Raw genomic sequence first — 21,566 nt, forward strand, 5'->3', positions numbered from 1 at the left:
GCGTCTGGCGCGCCAGTCTTAATAGGTTTCGGCGGAAAGCTCGACCGCGTCGAAGTCGGCAGCCGCGAGGTCCTCGGGCTTGATCCAGAATTGGTAGACGCCCTCGGCGAAATGGTGGCCGAGCCCGGGGTTGGCACCGAGTTCGAGGAGGCAGAGCCAGTCGGGACTGCGCTCTTCGGCTTCCATCTCAACGAAGGTCGGAGCGCAGAGCATGCGTTCATCGCCAGCGGAGAAGCGGTGGCGGTCGACGATCATGGCGAGGGCCTCGGCCGGCAGATCGGCGCCGTTGCCAGCGGCGAGCGCGGCTTCGATGCCCGCCGGGACGAGTGCGGGGAGGGTGGCATCGGCGAACGTCTCGTGGGCGCGGAGCATCTTCCAGAAGTCGGCGCGGGCGGTCTTGGAAATGGGGCGGCCGGCTTTCCGTGCGCGTTCGAATTTGCGGCGCCAGTCGGCGAGATCGGCGGTGACGGCCTTGCGGGCCTTTTTGGTGATCTTGAGATCGACGTCGTCGACGGCGCGCTCGAGGTGGGCGAGCGCGACGGCGAGCGCGTTCCAGTCGTGCGGGAAGGTGGCGTAGGGAAGTTCGAGCTTGCCCCTGGCGTCGCGGACGAGGACGTAGGGCTGCGGCTCGGGAAGGCCCGCTTCGACATCGGCGACGGCAGCGGTGGCGGTGTCGCGGTCGATCGCGCCGGGCCAGAAAGGCGTGTCGGGGTCGGGCGCATCGGCCTCGGCGCGCACGACGATCGGGTCCATGGTCCATTTGGGCAGGAGGCGCGGCCAGTCGGCGGCAGCGCCCCAGACGCCGGGATCGGCGAAGGCGCGGGGGAGTGTTTCGGGCGGATCGTGCTCGATGAAGTCGGGGGTGAAGCCCGCGTGGTGGACGACCTTCCATTGCCAATAGGCGCCCCAGTGCAGGTCCATGAAGAAGGCGAGGACGCCGTGGTCGGGAAGCAGATGGAAGCCCGCGTCGGCGGGAATGGTCGCGCAGTCGATCTGGCCGATGAAGGAGAGGGCGCGGGTGGTGCCGTCCGACGCGGTGAAGCTCGGCCAGACGAAGTCGGCGGGAAGCAGCGGCTTGCCGCCCCAGAAGCTCAGCTGCGTCGGGTTGGGACGCGGGGGCAGATGCTGGCGGAACATGATCGCCTGGCGGCGGGCCTTGCGGAGCGCGGGGTGCGGGCCGCGGCGGGGGACGGGGGCGGCGAGTTCCTGCTCGAGCGTGTCGAGCATGTCGTGGACATGGTTGTCTTCGGAGGGCGCGGGGTCGGCGGTGGCGGCGTCCTCGTGCAGCGGGGTGACGGTGGCGTCTGTTGCTTCCGGCGCGGCGTCGTCCTCGGCGGAAGTGGGGCGGGGGGCGAGTTTGGGAACGGGCGGGGCCTTGGCGAACTTTTCCTGTTTCGCCATCGACTGGCCGCGCTCGGCGAGCCGCTGCATGCGCGACTGCGCCGGATCGAGCGGCTGCCCGTCCTCGCTCTCCACTTCCGCTTTCTTGTTCAATCCCAACAGGTTCTTGAACATGGCCCTCGTCTTCCCCGCTTCGCTAGCGAGGTCCTTTCTGGACGCAAGGGGTTGAGGAAGGGTTTACTGTGGGGAGAGGTGGCGGCGACGCGACGCCGCTAAATCGCGCACGTTCTACGGATGCGACTCCAGTAGTCGGGCTGAAATGACCTTATCGACGAATATGATTGCTACTGGGTCATCGACATCGCAAACAGGCTTTCTGCCAATGAACTTGACTTCATAGACCTGAGCTTCATTAGTCCAAAGTGCTTCGAAGCGAGTGCCCTCAATCAATAATTCGTTCCAGCTGGCAGGGAGCCGAAACGCTGGTTCACCTGTCAGGACTTCGTCCTCGTAGAAGACGTTGAACTCGAACGCCGTCGACCATGTCCCATGGAGAACCTCAGGCTCGGACATTGGGACGCATTCTTCGTAAAATTTTCTTGCGCTGCCACCGTTCATGTAAGTCTCGTATGCGCGGCTATTCTCGCATCCGATCGATACGCCAGCGTCATCGCAATCGATAGAACGCTTTGTTGCGCACCCACAAACTAGGAGCGAAACGATGACGATTGTGGCTGACCACATCCGCAAATGATTTTCCGAGAAGTGCCCGCAATCCAGCCCGCTCGTGATCGCTAGCGTCGAAGCGCTCACGTCCCCGTATTGCAGGGCGGAAAGGCGAAGCCGGGGATGATTTCGATGATGTGGTCTCCTTGCTGGAGGGCCTTTGCGCCCTCTTCCCAAAAACCGATCGACTTGCCGTCGCGGAGGATGCGGACGCCGAGGCCGATCGCGACTTCGGACAGGCTCTTCCCCGCCTCGAACGGTTCGATCTCGCGCTCGTGGAGGCGGACGCGGCCGGTGGCGCTCGCAAGGTCGGCCATATAATCGGCGATGCCTGCGCCGTGCGCGGAGCCTGCGAGCAGGAGGCCAGCGAAGCTGGTCGGGTTGATGACCGTGTTGGCGCCCGCTGCACGCGCGGGAAATTCGTTGTCCTCGGCACGCACGGCCATCGAAATCTGCAGCTTGGGACACAGGTGCCGCGCGGTCAGGCAGATGAGGATCGAGGTATCGTCGCGGCCCGCCGAGATGATCATGGTCGAGGCCTGGCGCAGGCGCACGGCTTCCATGGTTTCATCGCGCGTGGCATCGGCCTGAAGCACGATACAGCCCAGCCTTTCTGCCTTGGCGATGCTCTCGGGGTTTTGGTCGATGACGACGATCTTGCGCGGGTCCTCTCCGCGCGCGATCAGTTCGTCGACCGCCTCGCCGCCGGAGGTGCCGTAGCCCGCCACGACGATGTGGTCGGTAAGGGTGCGTTGAAGTCGTCGCATGAGATAGGTGTCCCAGGATCGCTTGATAACGAAGGTGTAGGCGGTGCCTGCCAGAATCAAGATGAAGAAGATGCGCGCGGGCGTGACGACCAAGGCGTCGAAGAGGCGCGCGCGCTCGGTGACGGGCACGATGTCGCCATAGCCCGTGGTGGTAGCGGAGATCATCGTGAAATAGATGACGTCGGCGAACGAGAGTTCGCCATCGGCATTGTCGACGAAACTGTCGCGCTCGATCCAGTGGACCGCGATGATGAAGCCCAGCAGCGCGAAAAGCAGGCCGACACGGATCGCGAACTGTGCCCAGCCCGACAGCGGCGACTTCTGGCGCAGAAGCGGTACCTGCGGCAAGGTGCGCGAGGTGGCGGGGGGAAGCTGGCGTGGCTGGCGGCGTTCCATGGGGGCGCTTCTAGGCGGCTTTCAGACGCATTGAAACCCGATCAGGCATCGATCGCCTCGTCGTCGAAACCAGCGGCTTCGGACTGGATGAATTCGAAGCGATGTTCGGGTTTCTTGCCCATCAGACGCTCGACGACGTCGCGGGTGATGTTCGGCCTGATGTTTGGAGTGTGGGATACGCTCATTTGCCCTGTTCTCCCTGCTCCATCGCAGCTGCCAAATCGGCCTCCGTGACTTGTCTGAGATCAACCGCTTGATAGTGATGAGCAATACGTGCCGGATCCCAACCTTGCTTGTTTCTAAGGTCCTTCATGTACTCGACCCATCCTTTGTGCGCGGTCGCCAGAACCGACAATTCTTCGGGTGAAGGATTTAGATCGGTCATGGCGCCTCTGTCGCCGTTACGAAGCTCTCCTGCTTCCGCCTGGAAGAACATCAGGACGCTCGTTTGTGTATCCGCGTCGAAGTAAGTCATCGCAGGTGTGAGGATGTAGGTGCCCTCGGTAAAATTGCTTACCAGAAAGCCCCGTCGCGACACATAGTGATAAGTTTCGCTGCGCCCATTGCGCGACAAACGCTCGATCTCTTCATCCCAAACGAAATCGCCCTTACCGTCTTCTTTCAGAAAAATGGCGCCGGGGAGGTCTCGTGGATCGTAGTTTATGCCAGTCATCGGCCAATTCCTTCTTCACGCATCGATCGCCGCATCGTCGAAACCAGCGGCTTCGGACTGGATGAATTCGAAGCGATGTTCGGGCTTCTTGCCCATGAGGCGCTCGACGATGTCGCGGGCGCCCTGCTGGTCCTGATATTCGGGCGGCAGGGTGATGCGGATGAGGCTGCGGCTCGCGGGGTCCATGGTGGTTTCCTTGAGCTGGTTGGGGTTCATCTCGCCGAGGCCTTTGAAGCGGCCGACATCGACCTTCTTGCCCTTGAATTCGCTTTCCTCAAGTTCCGCGCGGTGGGCGTCGTCGCGGGCGTAGAGCGACTTGGTGCCCGCGGTGAGGCGGTAGAGCGGGGGCTGAGCGAGGTAGAGGCGGCCGCGCTTCACGAGCTCGGGCATTTCCTGGAAGAAGAAGGTCATCAGCAAGGTGGCGATGTGCGCGCCGTCGACGTCGGCGTCGGTCATGATGATGATCTTGTCGTAGCGCAGCGCGTCGTCGTCATATTGCTCGCCCATGCCGGACCCGAGCGCGAGCGCGAGGTCGGCGATTTCGGCGTTGGCGCGGATCTTCTCCTTGGTGGCGCTCGCGACGTTGAGGATTTTGCCGCGGATGGGGAGGATGGCCTGCGTCTTGCGGTTGCGCGCCTGCTTGGCGCTGCCGCCCGCGCTGTCGCCTTCGACGATGAACAGTTCGGTCTCGCCATCCTCGCCGCCCGAATTGGCGCAATCGGTGAGCTTGCCGGGGAGACGGAGCTTCTTGGCGCTGGTGGCGGTCTTGCGTTTGACCTCGCGCTCCGCGCGGCGCTTGAGGCGCTCGTCCATCCGCTCGATGACGCTGCCGAGGAGCGCGCGGCCGCGGTCCATATTGTCGGCGAGATAATGGTCGAAATGGTCGCGCACGGCATTTTCGACGAAGCGCGCGGCCTCGAGACTGGTGAGGCGGTCCTTGGTTTGCGACTGGAAGTGCGGATCGCGGATGAACACCGAGAGCATGCACTCGATGCCGCCGAAAATGTCGTCGGCGGTGATCTTCGCGGCCTTCTTCTCATTCACGAGGTCGCCGAAGGCGCGCAGGCCCTTGGTGAGCGCCGCGCGCAGGCCCGCTTCGTGGGTGCCGCCGTCGGGAGTGGGGATCGTGTTGCAGTAATAACGCTGGTAGCCGTCGGTCCACAAAGGCCAGGCGATCGCCCATTCGCAGCGGCCCTGGTCGTCGGGAAAATCCTGCTTTCCCGTGAAGGGCGGCGAGGTGATGGTGCCGCGCTCGCCGAGCATGTCGTCGAGATGGTCGGCAAGGCCATTGTCGAACTTGAAGGTAGCCTGCTCGGGAACGTCGTCGGAGGCGAGGCTGGGGGCGCATTTCCAGCGGATCTCGACGCCGCCGTAGAGATAGGCCTTGGAGCGGGCTAGGTCGTGGAGGCGCTTGGGACTGAACTTCGCGTCGGCACCGAAGATCTCGGGATCAGGGGTGAATACGACCTTGGTGCCGCGGCGATTGGGGGCGGCGCCCACTTCCTCGAGTTTCGAGGTCGCATGGCCTTTCGAAAAGGTCTGGCGGTAGACCTTTTTGTCGCGGGCGACTTCGACGACCGTGCCGGTGGACAATGCGTTTACGACGCTGACGCCGACGCCGTGGAGGCCGCCCGACGTGGCATAGGCCTTGCCCTCGAACTTGCCGCCCGAGTGGAGCGTGGTGAGGATCACCTCGAGTGCGCTCTTGTCCTTGAATTTGGGGTGCGGGTCGATTGGGATCCCGCGGCCATTGTCGGCGACGCTGAGGCGGTTGCCTTCGTCCAGTTCGATCTCGATGCGGTTGGCGTGGCCCGCGACCGCCTCGTCCATCGAATTGTCGATGACTTCGGCGGCGAGGTGATGGAGCGCGCGCGCGTCGGTGCCGCCGATATACATGCCGGGGCGACGGCGTACGGGCTCCAGCCCCTCGAGCACCTCGATCGAGGAGGCGTCATAATCGGCGGAAGCTTTTTCGGGCGAAGCGGAGTCGAAGAGGTCGTCGGACATTATGGTCGGGTATAGGGCCGTAGGTGCGGCCCTGCCAAGCGACTAGCTCAGTCGGGATGGTCGAGGCCCAATGCGCCATTGACCGCGCGGCGGACGGGGTTCTCGCACCAGTAGGGTGCGCGGGCGGCGTGGACTAGGTCGATCTTGAGGAGGTCGCGCAGATCGTCATCGACGGCGAGGACGTAGCCCGCATTGCCGCGGGGCTCGTAGGTGCGCACCGGGTTGCAGGGGGTCAGCGTCAGAGTGTCCCCGTTGCGGTCGAGGGTGGCGCAGACGAATTCATTGGTGATGCGGGTGTAGCGTTCGGGATACATGGGTTTGTCGGGATCGTAATCCCATGCATTCACGCGCCGCCAGTCGAGCGCGCCTTCTTCGATGCTGGCCGCGCTGCGGGGAAGGTCGTGATAATCGAGGAGATAGGCGAGGAGGCGGTCGGGGAGCGCGGCGCGGGTGCGCGGGTCGAGCCTGTCGCCTTCGATGGAAATGGGGAGGTGGCGGTTCTGGTCGAGGTTGGACGAGCAGCGATTGTCCCAGCGGTGGTCCCAGCGCGGTTCCTGCATGACGAGACCGGTGAGGGCGAAGAATCGGTCGTAGGATTGTTCGACGCTGCGCCAGCCGCCACGATTGTCGAGGAACCAGAGCGTCGCTGCGGTGGCGAGGGCGGCAAGGACAAGCCAGCCGAGAAGCTTCTTGGCCGCGCTCGCCATGCGTGACGATGATTTTTGCAGAACATTGAAGATTGCGCCGAGCAGAACCATCGCCGCGAAGAGCGCGACGAAGCCGAAGATGCTGAATTCTTCGCGTGACAATGTTGGCGCTCCTCCCTGTGCGATGGCGATAGTGCGAACCCGTTAAGCGAGCCTTTCGACGGGGTTGGCGGGGCGTTCCAGGTCTGCTTATAGCGCCCGCTCCGACCGGATCGCGCAGCCGCGCGGCCGTCTTTTTCAGCGTCGATTCCCATTTCGAGGGGGCCCTTGTGACCGTCCTGTCATCGCTTCTGCTCGCCAGCCTGCACTGGAATCTGCAACCCGAGCCTGCCGAAACGGACGAGGCGCCGGACGAGATCGTCATCACCGCCACGCGAACGCCAACACCGCTTGAAGCGGTACCTTTCTCGGTGAGCCTGCTCGACGCCGAGGCTCTGGAAGCCGCTATCGGCCATCACCGCGCCGAGGACCTGACCGACCTGCTCGTCGGGGTCGAGGCAGCGGTTGCGAACGGGACGCAGGTCGCCTTCCAGATCCGCGGTATCGGCGCGGTCGATCATCAGGCGCTTACCCCCACGGCGGCGGCGGTGCACGCCGACGGCGTCTATCTCGCCACCAATGTCCAGACGGGGCTGATGCTCTACGACCTAGAACGCGTCGAAATGCTCAAGGGGCCGCAGGGAACGCTGTACGGACGCAACGCCTCGGGCGGGGCGATCAACCTCGTCTCAAAGCGGCCGACGGCGGAACGCGAGGTGCGCGCTGCGATCGGTGTAGGCACATATGGACGCTACGACGCGGACTTCATCGCCAGCGGCCCCGTCGCGCGCGATCTCGACGTGCGGGTCGCGACCAGCATGGGGCGCCGCGATCCGGTGCTCGACAATGTCGCCGGCCCCAAGGCCGCCGGTGGCGAGCGCGAGGATTATGGCGCCCGCTTGTCGGCCCTGTGGACGCCCCGCGATGGCGAAGTCCTGCTGCGCGCCCATTACGAGCGCGACGACGGCGTCAACACGACCCCGCGCAACGATGCGCTCGATCTCGATCGCCATGAGATCGCCAGCGAGGGCACGGGCATCCGCGACACGCGCAATGCCTTCTACGGGCTGGCCGCCGATGTGACGGTGCCGCTCGGCGCGTGGTCGCTGAAAGCCCTGAGCGCATTGGAGGGCTATCGGCAGAATTACGGGTTCGATTTCGACGGCACGCCCGCGCCCTTCGGCAATTCCAACCTCAACGCCAATCTTCTCTACGACCGCAGTTTCCTCCAGCTCTCGCAGGAAATCCGCCTCGCGCGGGAGACGACGTGGGGCTCGAGCATGGCTGGGCTGTATGTGGCGCACGAGGACTTTTCGCAGCGCTACGTCATCTGGTGCGGGACGCTCGACGAGGAGCGGTTGCTCGGCACCTGCCCCTATGTCGGCGCTCCTGGCCGCGTGGGGCCGACGCCCGCAAGCGAAACGCGCGCCTTCAGCCTCGTGACCGACATCGAGCAGGAGCGGTTGGCGCTCGCCACCTTCACCTTCAACGAGATTGCGCTGTCGGATCGAATCGTCATGACGGTGGGCGCACGACTCAATCACGAGGTCATCGATGGAGCGGGGCAGGGTATCCACGTCTTCGAGAATGGCACGCGCGCCTTCAACGATCGCGGCGGGCTCGGCGATGCGATCGGCGCCAACCGGATCGTCGACACGCGGTTGAGTGGCAATGCCGCCCTCAGTGCCCACGTCGGGCCGGGGCGGGCCTATGTCTCGATCGCCAACAGCTACAAGTCGGGCGGTTTCAACGGCGAGGTCGCCAACAATGCGACCTTCTATGCCGACGAAGGACTGTTCGGACCCGAGACGGTCACAGCCTACGAACTTGGCTACAAAGCCCGTTTCAGCAATGCGCTTCGAGGGTCGGTGGCCGCCTTCTACCAGGATTATCGCTCGCCGCAGGCGCGCATCTTCGTCACCTTCCCGCTACCCGATGGCTCGACGATCGTTTCGAATTCGCTGTCCAATCTCGACGCGGCGACGTCGCTAGGGGCGGAGGCGGAGATCGAGGTGGACGTTGCGCCCGGTCTCACGCTCGAGTTGGCGGGCATCTTCAACGAAACGCGGATCGACCAGAAAAGCGACGTCGGCGGGAATGCGGCGCTGTTCGACGGCAATTCGCTGCCCTTCGCGCCGCGCGTGTCCGGTCGGCTGGGCGTGCGATACGATACCGCCCTATCGAAGGACGTGACGATGTCGCTCGGTACGAACATCAAGGCCCGTAGCCGCTACTACCTCGACCCCGAAGGCCTCGACGAACGCAGCCAGCCAGGGTTCGCGACCGTCCAGGCGCAGGCAGGTTTCGCCTTCGAGAGAAGCGGGCTGAGCGTAACCCTGTGGGGACGCAACCTCACGAACCGCGACACCGCCGTCTCGGGATACGGCTTCATCGGCTATAATATGTTCCGTTCGGATCCGCGCAGCGTCGGGTTGCAGCTGGGAATGAAACTGTAGAACCCTTGGCTAGCGACCCGAGCGGACGGCGGCTTCCACGTCGTCGGGCCGGTAGGGGACGGCCTCGCTCATGCGGATATTGCCGCCCGGGACCGTGCGGAACATGTCCTCGATGCGAATGCCGAAATTGTCTTGCGGCCGGTAGACGCCGGGTTCGATCGTGACGACGGCATTTTCCGGGAGCGGACGGCGGTAGTCGCCAACGTCATGGACATCGAGACCGACGAAATGGCCGAGCCCGTGCCAGAAGTCGTCGCGATAGCCGCGCGCTTCCAGTCGACCGATCGCGATCTGGTTGAGATCCTGGTAGTAGGTTCCGGGCTTCAATTCCTTCGCCGCCGCCATCTGCGCGTCGAGAACGGCTTCATAGGCCGCGCGCTGCGCCGGGGAGAAGGTGCCCGACACGGGGAAGGTGCGGGTGATGTCGCTGGCATAGGTGCGGTAGGCCGAACCGATGTCGTTGAGAACGAGGTCGCCGTCGCGGATGACATTGTCGCGGCCCATGTAATGCACGGTCGCGCCCGATCGTCCCGCGCCGACGATCGAGGGGAAGGCGAGGCGTTCGGCGCCCGCCTCGCGAAACGCATTTTCGATGATGTTCATCAATTCGCGCTCGTTCATTCCGGGGCGCGCTGCACGCATGGCTGCAAGGTGGCCGGCCGCGGTGGCGGCGACGGCCTTCTCGATCAGTTCGATCTCGCGCGGTTCCTTGGCGGCGCGCATCGCCGGCAGGATGTCGGGCCGGTTGACGACCTGCACGCCCGGAATGCCGCGCGCGGCGATGTTGCGGAACAGTTCGAGATCTTTCGGCGTCGGAGCGCCCGGAGGCGTGACCGGCGAGAGCGTCACGAGCCGCTTGTGCTCGGCCGCGAGCATGGTCGCCTGATAGGGCACGGAGTTGATGCCGGAGATCTTGTCGAAGCCGGTGCGCTCGCGAAGCGCCGCGCCCACGGAGAGGCGCTCGCCTTCCCATCGCTCGGTATCGAGATTGCGGCTCGCGAGATGAAGCGATTCCTTGTCATGGCGTTCGGACGGAGAAAGGATGATCGCCGCATTGGCCTCGTCCTGAATGCCGGTGAGCCAGGCGAAATCCTGATCCTGGAGCCCGTTACCCGCCATCGTCACCTGGCTGGTCGCATCGATCTTGGTCGCAGCAAAGATGACGGCGACCCCGCCATCGAGCATCTCTGCCAGCTTCCTGCGACGCGCGGCATAGACCTGCGGAGGAAAGGGGAAGGTCGGGCCCGGCGTTCCGTAAGCGCCGTCGGGGGTGAACACCTGAGCAGCGGCGGGGCGCACCGCCAGCGCGGTCGCTGCGGCGGTGGTGGAAGCGATAAACGAGCGACGATCGAGCATCTGCGACATCCTTCGATGGGTGAAGGAGGATCAAAGCATCATCGTCGCGAGCCGACAATCGCGCTTCGACGAAATGCGCGCGCTCGATCAGGCCTGCGGATAGACCTCGCGGATCGTCTCGATAAGGACTTCGGGCGCGACACCTTCCAGCGGCGCATAGCCCCACTTGCGTCCGACCAGCCGCGCATGGGCTTGCGCATAGGCAAAAAGACGCTTGTCGAGATCGAGCCGAAGATCGTGGCCGACGCCGGCCTTGCGGAGCGTACGATTGACGATCGACTGCGTGACCGAAAACGCGTTCTTCACGCGATGATTGAGCTCTCCGATCAGGATCGTCTGCGCCAGCTGCAACTTGCGCTGCTCGTCGATGTCGATGCAGGCAACGGCAGCACCGATACGGTTGCCATCGTCGTCGAATACCGGTTCGCCGATGATCTGCATCCAGAAACGCGTGCCGTCGCCGCGCTCGTAATGCACCTCGAGCTGCGCATGATCGCTCTCGCCGTTGACGACCTTCGCGAGCGGATACTCCTCGCTGCGAACCCGGCTGCCGTCCTCGTGATAGGAAACCCATTCGCCGTAGCTTTCGGCATCCGCCGACTTGAGGACAGGATGGCGCAGCATTTTCTCGATTTGGCTGTTGCCGTACAGAACGCGGCCCTCGTTATCGGCGACCACGAGCCCGACCGGCACCGTCTCCAGCATGGCGCCGAACAGATTGAGTTTCTCGCCAAGCTGGGACGTCTGGGTTTTCTGCGCGGTCTCGAGCTCTGCGACGCGTGCGCGCAATCGCTGAATTTCCAGATCGCGCTCGTCTGCTTGGTCCGTCATTGTTACCCCGTTACGCCTCGCTAACGATCCACGCTTATGCGGCATCGCGAGGCGATGCGACGTGGACTAACGAACCCGTGGGCCGCCGAAGGGGAGCGGGGGCGGGGGCTTGCGATCGCGGCGCGGAAGCTGCGCCTGATAGGCGACCCCGCAATGGTCGACGCAATAGGGAAAGCCGGGGTTGGCCTTCTCGCCGCAGAAATGGAAATCGCTCTCGCCCGGGTGCCCCATCGGCCAGCGGCAGATCCGCTCGTTCAGGTCGAGCAGCGAGGTCTTGTCGGCAACTTCGGCGGACGGCTTCTCGGGGATCAGGCGGCGCGGCGGGGCGGGCGGAATCGGTGCCTGCTGATCGCTGGGGCCCTGTCGAACGAAACCGCCGGGGCCGACGCTGCGATACTGCGGGTTGCCCGAGCCCGACGCGGCAACCGCGGGTGCCTGCTTGTCGTCCTTGGAGGATGCGGTCGCCTTTTCGGGTTCGGGACGCGCGGCGCGATCGGGATCCGGCGTGGCGGCGGCCTTCTTCGCGGCAGCAGGAACCGCTGGCGGCTCCTTCTTCGCAGCGGCCTTGACCGGCGCGGCTTTCTTCGCTGCCGGTTTGGGCGCAGCTTTCTTCTTGGGCGCTGCCTTCTTCTTCTCGCCGGACTTGACGGGCGAGGGGCGGGACTCGAGGCCGAGGCGATGCGCCTTGCCGATGACGGCATTGCGGCTGACCCCGCCCAGATCCTCCGCAATCTGCGAGGCGGTCTTGCCCTCGGCCCACATCGCTTTCAGTCGGTCGATCCGTTCGTCGGTCCAGCTCAATTCAATTCTCCGCAAATCTCGGCAGTCAGGTGCATTGTAATCATCGCGCGGTCCCGATAGGCGAGGCGGCGATGGCTCACAACGAAAAGTCGCAAGGGGGCAACGCGGCCCCATGGTCGAACGCTCCATATGGCGAACCCGTTCTGGGGCGCGTCAACTGGGGCGGGTTGAAGACCCTCTATGTCAAGGAGGTGCGGCGCTTTTTCAAGGTGCAGCTGCAGACGGTTTGGGGGCCGGCGGTCACGACGCTCCTGTATCTTGCCATTTTCACGATCGCACTGGCACGCGGCGGGCGCGAAGTGATGGGGGTCCCGTTCACCGATTTCCTCGCGCCGGGGCTGATCGTCATGGGAATGATCCAGGCGGCCTTCGCCAATGCGAGCTTCGCGCTGCTGGTGGGCAAGCTGCAGGGCACGATCGTCGACTATCTGATGCCGCCCCTGTCGACGCTGGAACTGCTCGTCGGGCTGATCGGGGCGAGCGTGACGCGCGCCTTCATGGTCGGCGGCGCGGTGTGGCTGGTCATGGCGCTATGGCCGGGGGTCGACGTGACCCCGGTGCACCTGCTCGTCGTTCTGTTCTTCGGCCTGATGGGATCGCTGCTTCTGTCCTTCTTCGGACTGCTGACGAGCTTCTGGGCAGAAAAGTTCGATCATGCCGCGATGGTCACCAATTTCGTGGTCGCGCCGCTCGCCCTGCTGTCCGGGACCTTCTATTCGGTCGATGCGCTGCCCGAGAATTTCCAGGCGGCAAGCCATGCCAACCCCTTCTTCTATATCATCTCGGGCTTCCGCTATGGCTTCATCGGCGTGGCGGACTCGCCGGTGACGGTGGGAGCCATCGTGCTCATCACACTCAACATCGCGCTGGCGGCGCTCTGCTACCGGCTGCTCGACACGGGCTGGAAAATTAAGAGTTAAACGCTTCTCCTGCGCGCCGTTTACCTCGCTGAACCGCAGATAACATCCACATTCAGCGAGTTCACACGGTGCTCCCTCCATCTTGCGTCTCATCATTCGAGGACCAAGAGGAGTAGGGCCCATGCGTATCAAGATGTTCAGCCTCGCCGCGCTCGGCGCAGCGGGTCTCGCCGCCACCCCCGCCATCGCCGCCGACAGCGGGCCGCGCGTCGGTGTCAGTATCGGGATCGGCAACGGCTACAGCCAGCCCTATCGCGGATATGGTTACGATCGGTACGACCCTCGCGGCACGAACCGCTATGCCAACTATGGCTACGGGCAGCAGCATTTCGCCTATAACAAGGTTCGCGAGTTGCAGCAGCGCGTGGGGCATATGCGCCAGGACATTCTCTATTTCGGACGGCAGGGTGCGCTGTCGCGTGGTGAATATTCCAGGCTCCAGAAGCAGGCGGCCAACCTGCAGCAGCGGATCGACCGGATGGCGTATCGCGGCCTGAACCGGAATGAATATCGCCGGGCCATCCAGGGCATTCGCAACCTTCGCCAGTCGATCAGCCGCGAACTGCAGGACGGCCGCCGATATTCAAACTACGGATACGGTTATCGCGGCGATCGCGACCGCTATTGGAACGACGATGATCGCTACGGCAACGACCGTCGCTGGGGCGACCGTCGCTACGATCGCCGCGACCGCGACGACGATGACTGGGACGATTGAGTCTCCTTAGCCGATTACGGCTGACAGGATCGGGCGCCGGCACCCTACAGGTGGGTGGCGGCGCCTTTTCTTTGGCGCTAGGGCTGCCCACCTATCGATTTTGAACACCTTCAGGAGATCATTCGCTATGTCTTTTCCCGCGCTGATGCCGGTCTATCCCCGTTGCGACGTCCGGCCGGTCAAGGGCGAGGGGCCCTATCTTTGGGGCGAGCAGGGCGAGAAGTATCTCGATTTCGCGAGCGGAATCGCGGTGAACCTGCTGGGGCATAATCATCCGCATCTCACCAAGGCGATCCAGGATCAGGCCGCCAAGCTGATGCACGTTTCGAACCTCTACGGCAGTCCGCAGGGCGAGGCGCTGGCACAGCGTCTGTGCGACCTGACCTTCGCCGACACGGTATTCTTCACCAATTCGGGCGCCGAGAGTGTCGAGTGCGCGATAAAGACGGTGCGGCGCTTCCACGTGGTGGACGGCAATCCGCACAAGAAGGAAATCATCACCTTCAAGAATGCTTTCCACGGGCGGACGATGGCGACGGTCAGCGCGGCGAACCAGGAAAAGCTGCACGACGGGTTCGAGCCGCTGCTGCCGGGCTTCACCTATGTCGATTTCGACGATCTGGACGCGGCCAAGGCGGCAATCAACGAGCGCACAGCCGGGTTCCTCGTCGAGCCCATCCAGGGCGAGGGCGGTATCCGTCCGGCCAGTCATGAATTCATGACCGGCCTGCGTAAGCTGGCGGACGAGCGTGGGCTGCTGCTGGCGCTGGACGAAGTGCAGTGCGGCGTCGCGCGCACGGGCACGCTCTACGCCTATGAACAATATGGAATCACGCCCGACGTGCTGGCGAGCGCGAAGGGGCTGGGCGGTGGTTTCCCAATGGGAGCGTGTCTCGCCACCGAACATGCGGCCAAGGGCATGACCTTCGGCACGCACGGGTCGACCTACGGCGGCAACCCGCTGGCGATGGCCGCCTGCCAGGCGGTGCTCGACGTCGTTTCGGAGCCCGAGTTCCTTGCGCAGGTCAAGGCCACGGGCGAACGGCTGCGCGGGGCGCTGGAGCAGATGATCGGCAATCATTCCGACATGTTCCTGTCGGTGCGCGGCATGGGGCTGATGCTGGGCGTGAAGATGCACGAGGATTATGTCTCGCGCAGCTTCGTCGGCTGGCTGCGCGGCAAGGGCCTGCTCGCGGTCGCGGCGGGCGACAATGTCGTGCGCGTGCTGCCGCCGCTCAACATCACCGAAGAGCATATCCGCGAATTCGTCGATACGCTGTCGGCCGCGGCGGGCGAGTATAAGGCGGAAGCGGCCAAGGAAGAGGCATGACCGAAACGGCGCTGCCGCTGGATGAGGATGTCGTCGTCGGGCTGATCCTGCCCTCGCGCGGGGCGCGGGGACGGGTGGCGCGGCTGACCAAGAGTGTCGACGCGATCCTCGGACCGCATGCCTATCCGCCGATCATCGAGAAACTGCTCGCTGAGGCGCTCGCGCTGACGGCGCTGCTGGGCTCGCTTCTCAAGGACGAGAAGGGGCAGATTACCATGCAGGCGCAGACCGAGGGCGGCGTGGTCGAGCTGATGGTGTGCGATTGGCTGGCGGGCGAACTGCGCGGCCATGTGAAATATGACGGCGACCGCTTGGCGGACCTCGGCCCCGAGGCGGACCTCGAGGCGCTGTTCGGCAAGGGCTATCTGGCCATCACCTTCGACCAGCCGACGCGCAAGGAACGCTATCAGGGCATTGCGCCGATCGAGGGCAAGACACTGGGCGAGGTGGCGCAGAGCTATTTCGCGCAGTCGGAGCAGATCCCGAGCCTCGTGCGCATCCATGCCGACAAGCAGGACGGGCGCTGGCATGTCGGCGGGCTGATGCTCCAGCATCTCCCGGAGGGCGAGGAAGGGCGCGAGCGCTTGCACACCAAGCTCGATCATCCCGACTGGCCGCATGTCGCCATTCTTGGCGGCAGCGTGAAGAACGAGGAACTGGTCGACCCCTCGCTCACGCTCGATGCCTTGGTGTGGCGGTTGTTCCACGAAGAGGACGAAGTGCGGCTGACCGAACCGGTGCGGCTCTCCAAGGGGTGCCGCTGCAGTCCCGACTATATCGCCAGCGTCATCGCGCGTTTCCCTCCCGAGGAGCAGGAAGCGATGGTGGCGGAAGACGGCATGATCCGCGTCGATTGCGCCTTCTGCGCGACCAGCTTCCCGATCTCGCCCGAGCGCGTGGGCGGCGCAGACTAAATAATCGTGTGATATTGTTTCACTCCCGTTCATCCCCATATCTCTAGGGATGACGACGATGAAACGAGCCTTGATAGCGATGAGTGGAGCGGCGCTGGCGCTCATGGGTGCCGGTGCGATGGCCGCCGATAGCGCAAGTGCGCCGCGGATCCTCGCCCCGATACCGGGGGGTAGCTGGCAGGTGAGCGATGTCGGCAAGGAAGGCTCGGGCCGCAAACTGTGCGTCGCCGACGTCTCGGCACTCGCGCAATACGAGCATCGCGGCAACCAATGTACGCGGGTGACGGTGTCGGAGAGCGGGAAGAAGGCGCTCATCCGTTACACCTGCACGAAGGGCGGGTTCGGGACGAGCGAGATCGAAGTGACGACGCCCCGATCGCTCACTATCCGCACGCAGGGCATCAAGGACGGACTGCCGTTCAACCGCACGCTGATCGCACGACGCACGGGCGCTTGCTGATTATAATGTCCTCGCGCTAAAGGCGCGGCCATGTTGTCCTTCATCGCCAAGGCCGCCTTTGCGGGCGTCGTGACCGCGCTGATCGTCGCGATCGCCAAACGCTATCCCAGCTGGGGCGGGTTGGTGGCGGCGCTGCCGTTGACCTCGATCCTTGCGCTGAGCCTGCTCTATTACGACACGCGCGACGGCGAGAAGGTCGCCGCGCTGTCGACGTCGATCCTCGCATTCATCCTGCCGAGCATTCCGTTCTTCATCCTGCTGCCGACACTGTTGCGGCAGGGCGTGTCGTTTGGCGTGTCGATGACGGTCGGGGTGGCAGCGACGCTCGCGCTCTATGCCCTCAGTTTCTACGGCCTGTCGCGTCTAGGGTTCCGGGTATGAAACCGGCGGTCGTTCTCTTGTCGGGCGGACTGGACTCGATGGTTTGCGCGGGGCTGGCGCGCGAGGAAGGCTTTGCCGTCCATGCGCTGACCATCGACTATGGCCAGCGGCATCGCGTCGAGTTGGAAGCGGCGAAGCGCATCGCGGCCGACGTGGGCGCGGCGGAGCATGTCGTGATGCCGCTCGACCTGACGGTGTTCGGCGGGTCCGCGCTGACGGCGGATATCGACGTGCCCAAGGAGGGCGTCGGTGAGGGCATTCCGGTCACCTATGTGCCCGCGCGCAACACGGTGTTCCTCTCCCTGTGCCTCGCCTTCGCCGAAACGCGCGGGGCGGACGACATCTTCATCGGCGTGAACAGCCTGGATTATTCCGGCTATCCCGATTGCCGGCCCGAATTCATCGCCCAGTTCCAGAAGCTGGCGCGTCTGGCGACCAAGGCAGGCGACGAAGGCGCGCTGGTGACGATCCGCACGCCGCTTCAGGACATGACCAAGGCCGACATCGCGCGCGAGGCCGACCGGCTCGGGATGGACGCGGGGCTCAGTCACAGCTGTTACGATCCCGGCGCGGACGGGGGTGCCTGCGGACTGTGCGACAGTTGCCGCCTGCGCGCCAAGGGCTTCGAGGACGCGGGGCTGCCCGACCCGACGCGATACGCGGCGGGCGCGTGATGGCCTATACGGTGAAAGAGATGTTCCTCACGCTGCAGGGCGAGGGGATGCAATCGGGGGCGCGGGCGGTGTTCCTGCGTTTTGCGGGGTGCAACCTGTGGAGCGGGCTGGAACGCGACCGCGCGAAGGCGATCTGTCGGTTTTGCGACACCGATTTCGTCGGGGTCGACGGCGTCAACGGGGGCAAGTTTGCCGAGCCGAACGCGCTGGCCGATGCGGTCGCAGGGCTGTGGGGCGCGGGCGGGTCAGACCGGATGGTGGTGGTGACGGGGGGCGAGCCCCTGTTGCAACTCGATGCGCCGCTGATCGATGCGCTGCACGATCGCGGCTTTCGTATCTCGGTGGAATCGAACGGGACGATTGCAGCGCCCGAGGGCATCGACTGGCTGTGCATCTCGCCCAAGTTCGGGTCGGAACTGGTGCAGCATTCGGGAGACGAACTGAAGCTCGTCTGGCCGCAGCCGTTCGATCTCGATGAACTGGAAGCGCTCGACTTCGATCATTTCCTGCTTCAGCCGATGGACGGCGAAGCAGTCGAGGAAGCGACCGAAGCGGCGATTGCCCTGGTGATGGAGCGGCCCAAGTGGCGCCTGACGCTCCAGACGCACAAGTTGCTGGGACTGGCCTAGCTTATTCTTCCTCTTCCGCCGGCTCGTCAAGGCCGGGGACGTCTTCATCAGCAAGGCCGGCGTCATAGTCGGTGGCCGCGTCGATGGCGGTGATGTCGCGGGCGCGCGGCGTTTCGATCTCTTCGATCTGCGGCGTGTCCTCGGGTGCGTCTGCCTCATCGGCAGCGCCGCCGCAGGCGGTCAGAAAAGCGATCGGGGCGAGCATCAACAAACGCATCATCAATCTCCTTGGGTCTCGCCTAGCGCGGCGAGGAAGGCGGGGAAATGCTTTTCTAGCGCGTCGTCCACGTCTGCCATGGTGACGCCGGTGCCGAGTTTCTGGAGGCTGGTTACGCCATAATCGGAAATACCGCACGGCACGATGCCACCGAAATGGGCGAGGTCGGGCGCGACGTTGATCGAGAAACCGTGGAGCGTGACCCAGCGTTTCACCCGCACGCCGATCGCACCGATCTTGGCTTCCTCCACGCCGCTGCCGACCCAGATGCCGATGCGCCCGGGCTCGCGCCGAGCGGCGACGCCCAGGGTGCCGAGCGCCTCGATCATCCACCCCTCGAGGCTATGAACGAAGCGGCGGATGTCCTTGCCGCGCCTTGCGAGGTCGAGGTTCAGATAGCCCACGCGCTGCCCGGGGCCGTGATAGGTGTAGCGCCCGCCGCGCCCGGCATCGTAAACGGGGAAATCGTCGGGGTTCGTCAGTTCGGCCGCATCGGCGCTGGTGCCGGCGGTGAAGAGGGGCGGATGTTCCAGGAGCCAGACCCGCTCGGGCGCATCGCTCTCGCGGATCGCGGCGGCGCGTGCCTCCATCTCGGCCAGCGCATCCTCGTAGGCGACGAGTGTAGGGGAAACGGTCCATTCGGGCGACATGGCCCGCGATGTGCGGCGGACGCGCGGGCTTGGCAAGGGGCGCGCGGCTGTTAGGGTAGCACCCGACAGGGGAGCACTAACGATGGCACGACTTTCGATCAGTAAGGCTTGGGACGACGCGCGGCCGATTATCGCGCGCGACGGGCGGCTGATGTTCATCATCGCGCTGGCCACCGTAGTGTTGCCGCAGGCGATCATGATGCTGGTCGCGCCGGAGCAGGGCGAGGCGGCGGCGGTCGCTGCGGACGAGGGCTGGAAGTCGCTGCTGGGCATCGTTTTCAGCCTGGTGAATATCGTCGGGTCGATCGCGATCAGCTATCTGGCGCTCACCAAAGGCGCGAGCGTCGGGGACGGATTGCGGCGCGGCTTGCAGCGATTGCTGCCGACGATCGGCACGTTCCTCGTGGCGGTGATCGCCGTGATGGCGGTGGCTTTCGTCGTGATCGTGATGATCGCGGGGGTGAGCCTTGCCGCGCTTGACAATCCCGAAGCGCTGACTGCCGAGCAGATCTCGCCCGCAGCCGCGCTGGCGATCATCGGCCTCATCGCCTTCATCCTCTGGGTTTCGGTGCGATTCCTGCTCGTCACGCCCGTCATCGCGGCGGAGGACGGCGGGCCGTTGCATATTCTCAAGCGCAGCTGGGCGCTGACCAAGGGGCAATTCTGGCGCATCCTCGGCTTTATCATCCTGTTCGTGCTCGGCCTGCTCGTCATCATGGGCGCGGCCTCGCTCATCTTCGGCCTGGCGGTGACGCTGATGTTCGGCGAGCCCGAACCGATGAGCGTGTCGGCCTTGTTTCTCGGGCTGGGAAGCGGTCTGGCGGGGGCGCTGATCACGGTCGTCTATTCGACGATCGTCGCCCGCATCTATCTCCAGCTCGCAGGACGTCCCGCCGATCCGGACGCAGCCGAATTGCATGCGAGCGTGCCGCCGACGGCGGAGTAAGCCGTCAGCTCCAGCGCGCCAACGGTGGCAGGCTCATGAGGATGGCATCGACGTTGCCGCCTGTCTTGAGGCCGAACAAGGTCCCGCGGTCGTAGAGCAGGTTGAACTCGACGTAGCGGCCGCGAAAGTCGAGCAGCGCGTCCATGTCCGCGTCGGTCCAATCGGCGTGCATGCGGGCGCGAACGATCTTGGGGAAAATGTCGAGAAAGGCCTCGCCGACGTCGCGGGTGAAGGCGAAATGCGGCTCGAACAGCGCGCCTTCGGCATCGAGGCGATCATAGAAGATGCCGCCGACGCCGCGGTGCCGCTCGCGATGCGGCAGATAGAAATAATCGTCCGCCCATTTCTTGAAACGTTCGTAATAGGTGGGGTCGTGCGCGGCACAGGCGGCGCGCAACCGCGCGTGAAACGCATCCGTGTCCTCGGCGTAGGGGATGGCGGGGTTGAGATCCGCGCCGCCGCCGAACCAGCGCTTGGTCGTCGTGATCATCCGCGTGTTCATATGGACGGCGGGGACGTGCGGATTGGCCATGTGCGCGACAAGGCTGATGCCGGTCGCGAAGAACGAGGGGTCGTTTTCGGTACCGGGAATCGATTTGGCGAATTCCTCGGAAAAGGTGCCACCGACGGTCGAGACGTTGACGCCGACCTTTTCGAAGACCTTGCCCTTCATCGTGCCGCGCACGCCGCCGCCGCCATCCTCGCCCGACGGGTCCTCGCGTTCCCAAGAAGTATAGTCGAACGTCGCGTCCGATCCGGCTTCGGCCTCGATCGTCTCGAATTCGGTGCAGATGCGGGTGCGCAGCGCCTCGAACCAGTCGCGCGCGGCCTGTTGCTGGGGGTCTAGGGGTTGCATGGGGCGCCGGTTTAGCGAGGCTGCGCGAGCGTGCAAGGCGCCAGATCGACGACGGCCAAAATCATGCCTTGGCAAACGGGGCGGTGCGAGGCTATCAGGCGCCCAACCGAAGGGGTGGCGCTGATACTCTCGAGCGATCCGCCCTTCACGTTTACGAACCATCTACGGGACATTCGATGGCCACGACTGCACAACCGGAACAGCCGGACCCCCTCCTGAAGGAAGATGACGGCGCCCCCGAGGGCGGCGTTCGTCGACGCGACTTTCTCGATATCGCCGCGCTGAGCTTCGGTGCGGTAGGCGTGGGCGCGGTGGCCTTTCCGCTGATCAACCAGATGAGCCCGCCCGCCGACGTGCTGGCGCTGGCCTCGATCGAGGTCGATCTCTCTCGCATCGCCGAGGGGCAGGCGATCAAGACCAGCTGGCGAAAGCAGCCGGTCTTCATCCGCAACCTGACGAAGGCCGAGATCGCCGAGGCGGATTCGGTGCCGGTCGGCAGCCTTCGCGACCAGCAGAGCCTCGAAGAGCGCACGCAGGAAGGGCATCGCAACTGGCTCGTGACGCTCGGCGTCTGCACGCACCTTGGCTGTGTGCCGCTGGGCGTCGCCGAGGGCGAGAACAAGGGCGAGTATGGCGGCTATTTCTGCCCGTGCCACGGCTCGCACTACGACACGGCCGGACGCATCCGCAAAGGACCCGCGCCGACCAACCTCGTCGTTCCCGAATATGAATTCGTTTCCGATACGCTGATCCGCATCGGCTAAAGGACTA

General features: G+C 64.5%; 24 protein-coding genes. 11 read left to right on the top strand and 13 right to left on the bottom strand.

What is annotated here, in order from left to right; all coding sequences use genetic code 11:
* Positions 1–18 precede the first annotated feature (18 nt).
* The 7 genes from WJS89_RS00320 to WJS89_RS00350 form a co-directional block, all read right to left on the bottom strand.
* Positions 19–1,515, bottom strand: a complete 1,497-nt coding sequence (locus tag WJS89_RS00320) for a DUF1963 domain-containing protein (protein WP_346338944.1) — start codon at positions 1,513–1,515, stop codon at positions 19–21.
* Positions 1,516–1,629: 114 nt separating this feature from the next.
* Complete coding sequence (locus WJS89_RS00325) at positions 1,630–1,959, bottom strand: hypothetical protein (protein WP_346338945.1); 330 nt, start codon at positions 1,957–1,959, stop codon at positions 1,630–1,632.
* A gap of 191 nt (positions 1,960–2,150) precedes the next feature.
* The gene (locus WJS89_RS00330; RefSeq protein ID WP_346338946.1) at positions 2,151–3,230 is read right to left on the bottom strand and encodes a potassium channel family protein; all 1,080 of its coding nucleotides are present in this window, start codon (positions 3,228–3,230) and stop codon (positions 2,151–2,153) included.
* Positions 3,231–3,271: 41 nt separating this feature from the next.
* A complete protein-coding gene (locus tag WJS89_RS00335; protein ID WP_346338947.1) occupies positions 3,272–3,415 on the bottom strand; it encodes a hypothetical protein in 144 nt (47 codons plus the stop codon).
* Positions 3,412–3,903, bottom strand: a complete 492-nt coding sequence (locus tag WJS89_RS00340; protein WP_346338948.1) for a hypothetical protein — start codon at positions 3,901–3,903, stop codon at positions 3,412–3,414. Before WJS89_RS00340 ends, WJS89_RS00335 begins: the two co-directional genes overlap by 4 nt.
* Before the next feature lie 15 nt (positions 3,904–3,918).
* Positions 3,919–5,910, bottom strand: a complete 1,992-nt coding sequence (gene parE, locus WJS89_RS00345; protein ID WP_346338949.1) for a DNA topoisomerase IV subunit B — start codon at positions 5,908–5,910, stop codon at positions 3,919–3,921.
* 47 nt (positions 5,911–5,957) lie between these two features.
* Positions 5,958–6,719 carry a hypothetical protein gene (locus WJS89_RS00350; RefSeq protein ID WP_346338950.1) on the bottom strand — a complete coding sequence of 254 codons (762 nt, stop codon included), beginning with the start codon at positions 6,717–6,719 and terminating at the stop codon, positions 5,958–5,960.
* A 167-nt stretch (positions 6,720–6,886) separates the two neighbouring features.
* On the opposite strand from WJS89_RS00350, the gene WJS89_RS00355 reads away from it, so the two are divergent.
* Positions 6,887–9,112 carry a TonB-dependent receptor gene (locus WJS89_RS00355; protein WP_346338951.1) on the top strand — a complete coding sequence of 742 codons (2,226 nt, stop codon included), beginning with the start codon at positions 6,887–6,889 and terminating at the stop codon, positions 9,110–9,112.
* Positions 9,113–9,121: 9 nt separating this feature from the next.
* Here the strand turns inward: WJS89_RS00355 and WJS89_RS00360 are convergent, their stop codons facing one another.
* From WJS89_RS00360 to WJS89_RS00370, 3 genes are all read right to left on the bottom strand, one after another.
* Positions 9,122–10,468: an aminopeptidase P N-terminal domain-containing protein gene (locus tag WJS89_RS00360; RefSeq protein ID WP_346338952.1), complete on the bottom strand. Its 1,347-nt coding sequence runs from the start codon at positions 10,466–10,468 to the stop codon at positions 9,122–9,124.
* An 87-nt stretch (positions 10,469–10,555) separates the two neighbouring features.
* Positions 10,556–11,299: an HWE histidine kinase domain-containing protein gene (locus WJS89_RS00365; RefSeq protein ID WP_346338953.1), complete on the bottom strand. Its 744-nt coding sequence runs from the start codon at positions 11,297–11,299 to the stop codon at positions 10,556–10,558.
* Positions 11,300–11,365: 66 nt separating this feature from the next.
* Complete coding sequence (locus WJS89_RS00370) at positions 11,366–12,100, bottom strand: GcrA family cell cycle regulator (RefSeq protein ID WP_346338954.1); 735 nt, start codon at positions 12,098–12,100, stop codon at positions 11,366–11,368.
* Between the two features lie 71 nt (positions 12,101–12,171).
* Between WJS89_RS00370 and WJS89_RS00375 the strand changes: the two genes are divergently transcribed.
* From WJS89_RS00375 to queE, 8 genes are all read left to right on the top strand, one after another.
* On the top strand, positions 12,172–13,020 hold the full coding sequence (locus WJS89_RS00375; RefSeq protein ID WP_346338955.1) for an ABC transporter permease: 849 nt from the start codon (positions 12,172–12,174) through the stop codon (positions 13,018–13,020).
* 121 nt (positions 13,021–13,141) lie between these two features.
* Entirely contained in the window at positions 13,142–13,738 is a 597-nt protein-coding gene (locus tag WJS89_RS00380) for a hypothetical protein (RefSeq protein ID WP_346338956.1), read from the top strand.
* A 127-nt stretch (positions 13,739–13,865) separates the two neighbouring features.
* Entirely contained in the window at positions 13,866–15,068 is a 1,203-nt protein-coding gene (locus WJS89_RS00385) for an aspartate aminotransferase family protein (RefSeq protein ID WP_346338957.1), read from the top strand.
* Positions 15,065–15,982 (top strand): Hsp33 family molecular chaperone HslO, encoded by a 918-nt coding sequence (gene hslO, locus WJS89_RS00390; RefSeq protein WP_346338958.1) that lies wholly within the window; start codon positions 15,065–15,067, stop codon positions 15,980–15,982. Before WJS89_RS00385 ends, hslO begins: the two co-directional genes overlap by 4 nt.
* Before the next feature lie 58 nt (positions 15,983–16,040).
* Positions 16,041–16,442: a DUF3617 domain-containing protein gene (locus tag WJS89_RS00395; RefSeq protein ID WP_346338959.1), complete on the top strand. Its 402-nt coding sequence runs from the start codon at positions 16,041–16,043 to the stop codon at positions 16,440–16,442.
* A 30-nt stretch (positions 16,443–16,472) separates the two neighbouring features.
* Positions 16,473–16,823 (top strand): DUF3147 family protein, encoded by a 351-nt coding sequence (locus tag WJS89_RS00400; protein WP_346338960.1) that lies wholly within the window; start codon positions 16,473–16,475, stop codon positions 16,821–16,823.
* Positions 16,820–17,497, top strand: a complete 678-nt coding sequence (queC, locus tag WJS89_RS00405) for a 7-cyano-7-deazaguanine synthase QueC (protein ID WP_346338961.1) — start codon at positions 16,820–16,822, stop codon at positions 17,495–17,497. The genes WJS89_RS00400 and queC overlap by 4 nt, the downstream gene beginning before the upstream one ends.
* On the top strand, positions 17,497–18,126 hold the full coding sequence (gene queE, locus WJS89_RS00410; RefSeq protein WP_346340053.1) for a 7-carboxy-7-deazaguanine synthase: 630 nt from the start codon (positions 17,497–17,499) through the stop codon (positions 18,124–18,126). Before queC ends, queE begins: the two co-directional genes overlap by 1 nt.
* Before the next feature lies 1 nt (position 18,127).
* Here the strand turns inward: queE and WJS89_RS00415 are convergent, their stop codons facing one another.
* Together WJS89_RS00415 and lipB are read right to left on the bottom strand one after the other, a co-directional pair.
* The gene (locus tag WJS89_RS00415; protein WP_346338962.1) at positions 18,128–18,346 is read right to left on the bottom strand and encodes a hypothetical protein; all 219 of its coding nucleotides are present in this window, start codon (positions 18,344–18,346) and stop codon (positions 18,128–18,130) included.
* Positions 18,346–18,993 carry a lipoyl(octanoyl) transferase LipB gene (lipB, locus tag WJS89_RS00420; protein ID WP_346338963.1) on the bottom strand — a complete coding sequence of 216 codons (648 nt, stop codon included), beginning with the start codon at positions 18,991–18,993 and terminating at the stop codon, positions 18,346–18,348. Before lipB ends, WJS89_RS00415 begins: the two co-directional genes overlap by 1 nt.
* Before the next feature lie 82 nt (positions 18,994–19,075).
* On the opposite strand from lipB, the gene WJS89_RS00425 reads away from it, so the two are divergent.
* Positions 19,076–19,939, top strand: a complete 864-nt coding sequence (locus WJS89_RS00425) for a DUF7847 domain-containing protein (RefSeq protein WP_346338964.1) — start codon at positions 19,076–19,078, stop codon at positions 19,937–19,939.
* 4 nt (positions 19,940–19,943) lie between these two features.
* Here the strand turns inward: WJS89_RS00425 and hemF are convergent, their stop codons facing one another.
* Positions 19,944–20,795 (bottom strand): oxygen-dependent coproporphyrinogen oxidase, encoded by an 852-nt coding sequence (hemF, locus tag WJS89_RS00430; RefSeq protein WP_346338965.1) that lies wholly within the window; start codon positions 20,793–20,795, stop codon positions 19,944–19,946.
* Positions 20,796–20,971: 176 nt separating this feature from the next.
* Here hemF and petA point away from each other — a divergent pair, with 176 nt between their 5' ends.
* A complete protein-coding gene (gene petA / locus WJS89_RS00435; RefSeq protein ID WP_346338966.1) occupies positions 20,972–21,559 on the top strand; it encodes a ubiquinol-cytochrome c reductase iron-sulfur subunit in 588 nt (195 codons plus the stop codon).
* Positions 21,560–21,566 lie beyond the last annotated feature (7 nt).

Origin of the sequence: Sphingomicrobium aquimarinum (assembly GCF_039655735.1) — a bacterium.
GTDB lineage: Bacteria > Pseudomonadota > Alphaproteobacteria > Sphingomonadales > Sphingomonadaceae > Sphingomicrobium > Sphingomicrobium aquimarinum.

Coding starts and splice junctions, on each gene's coding strand:
- WJS89_RS00365 (WP_346338953.1), bottom strand. CDS start 11,299: ATGACGGACCAAGCAGACGAGCGCGATCTGGAAATTCAGCGATTGCGC.
- WJS89_RS00320 (WP_346338944.1), bottom strand. CDS start 1,515: ATGTTCAAGAACCTGTTGGGATTGAACAAGAAAGCGGAAGTGGAGAGC.
- WJS89_RS00325 (WP_346338945.1), bottom strand. CDS start 1,959: ATGAACGGTGGCAGCGCAAGAAAATTTTACGAAGAATGCGTCCCAATG.
- hemF (WP_346338965.1), bottom strand. CDS start 20,795: ATGCAACCCCTAGACCCCCAGCAACAGGCCGCGCGCGACTGGTTCGAG.
- WJS89_RS00340 (WP_346338948.1), bottom strand. CDS start 3,903: ATGACTGGCATAAACTACGATCCACGAGACCTCCCCGGCGCCATTTTT.
- WJS89_RS00330 (WP_346338946.1), bottom strand. CDS start 3,230: ATGGAACGCCGCCAGCCACGCCAGCTTCCCCCCGCCACCTCGCGCACC.
- WJS89_RS00385 (WP_346338957.1), top strand. CDS start 13,866: ATGTCTTTTCCCGCGCTGATGCCGGTCTATCCCCGTTGCGACGTCCGG.
- WJS89_RS00335 (WP_346338947.1), bottom strand. CDS start 3,415: ATGAGCGTATCCCACACTCCAAACATCAGGCCGAACATCACCCGCGAC.
- hslO (WP_346338958.1), top strand. CDS start 15,065: ATGACCGAAACGGCGCTGCCGCTGGATGAGGATGTCGTCGTCGGGCTG.
- petA (WP_346338966.1), top strand. CDS start 20,972: ATGGCCACGACTGCACAACCGGAACAGCCGGACCCCCTCCTGAAGGAA.
- WJS89_RS00375 (WP_346338955.1), top strand. CDS start 12,172: ATGGCTCACAACGAAAAGTCGCAAGGGGGCAACGCGGCCCCATGGTCG.
- WJS89_RS00425 (WP_346338964.1), top strand. CDS start 19,076: ATGGCACGACTTTCGATCAGTAAGGCTTGGGACGACGCGCGGCCGATT.
- WJS89_RS00400 (WP_346338960.1), top strand. CDS start 16,473: ATGTTGTCCTTCATCGCCAAGGCCGCCTTTGCGGGCGTCGTGACCGCG.
- WJS89_RS00415 (WP_346338962.1), bottom strand. CDS start 18,346: ATGATGCGTTTGTTGATGCTCGCCCCGATCGCTTTTCTGACCGCCTGC.
- lipB (WP_346338963.1), bottom strand. CDS start 18,993: ATGTCGCCCGAATGGACCGTTTCCCCTACACTCGTCGCCTACGAGGAT.
- queE (WP_346340053.1), top strand. CDS start 17,497: ATGGCCTATACGGTGAAAGAGATGTTCCTCACGCTGCAGGGCGAGGGG.
- WJS89_RS00360 (WP_346338952.1), bottom strand. CDS start 10,468: ATGCTCGATCGTCGCTCGTTTATCGCTTCCACCACCGCCGCAGCGACC.
- WJS89_RS00380 (WP_346338956.1), top strand. CDS start 13,142: ATGCGTATCAAGATGTTCAGCCTCGCCGCGCTCGGCGCAGCGGGTCTC.
- WJS89_RS00395 (WP_346338959.1), top strand. CDS start 16,041: ATGAAACGAGCCTTGATAGCGATGAGTGGAGCGGCGCTGGCGCTCATG.
- queC (WP_346338961.1), top strand. CDS start 16,820: ATGAAACCGGCGGTCGTTCTCTTGTCGGGCGGACTGGACTCGATGGTT.
- parE (WP_346338949.1), bottom strand. CDS start 5,910: ATGTCCGACGACCTCTTCGACTCCGCTTCGCCCGAAAAAGCTTCCGCC.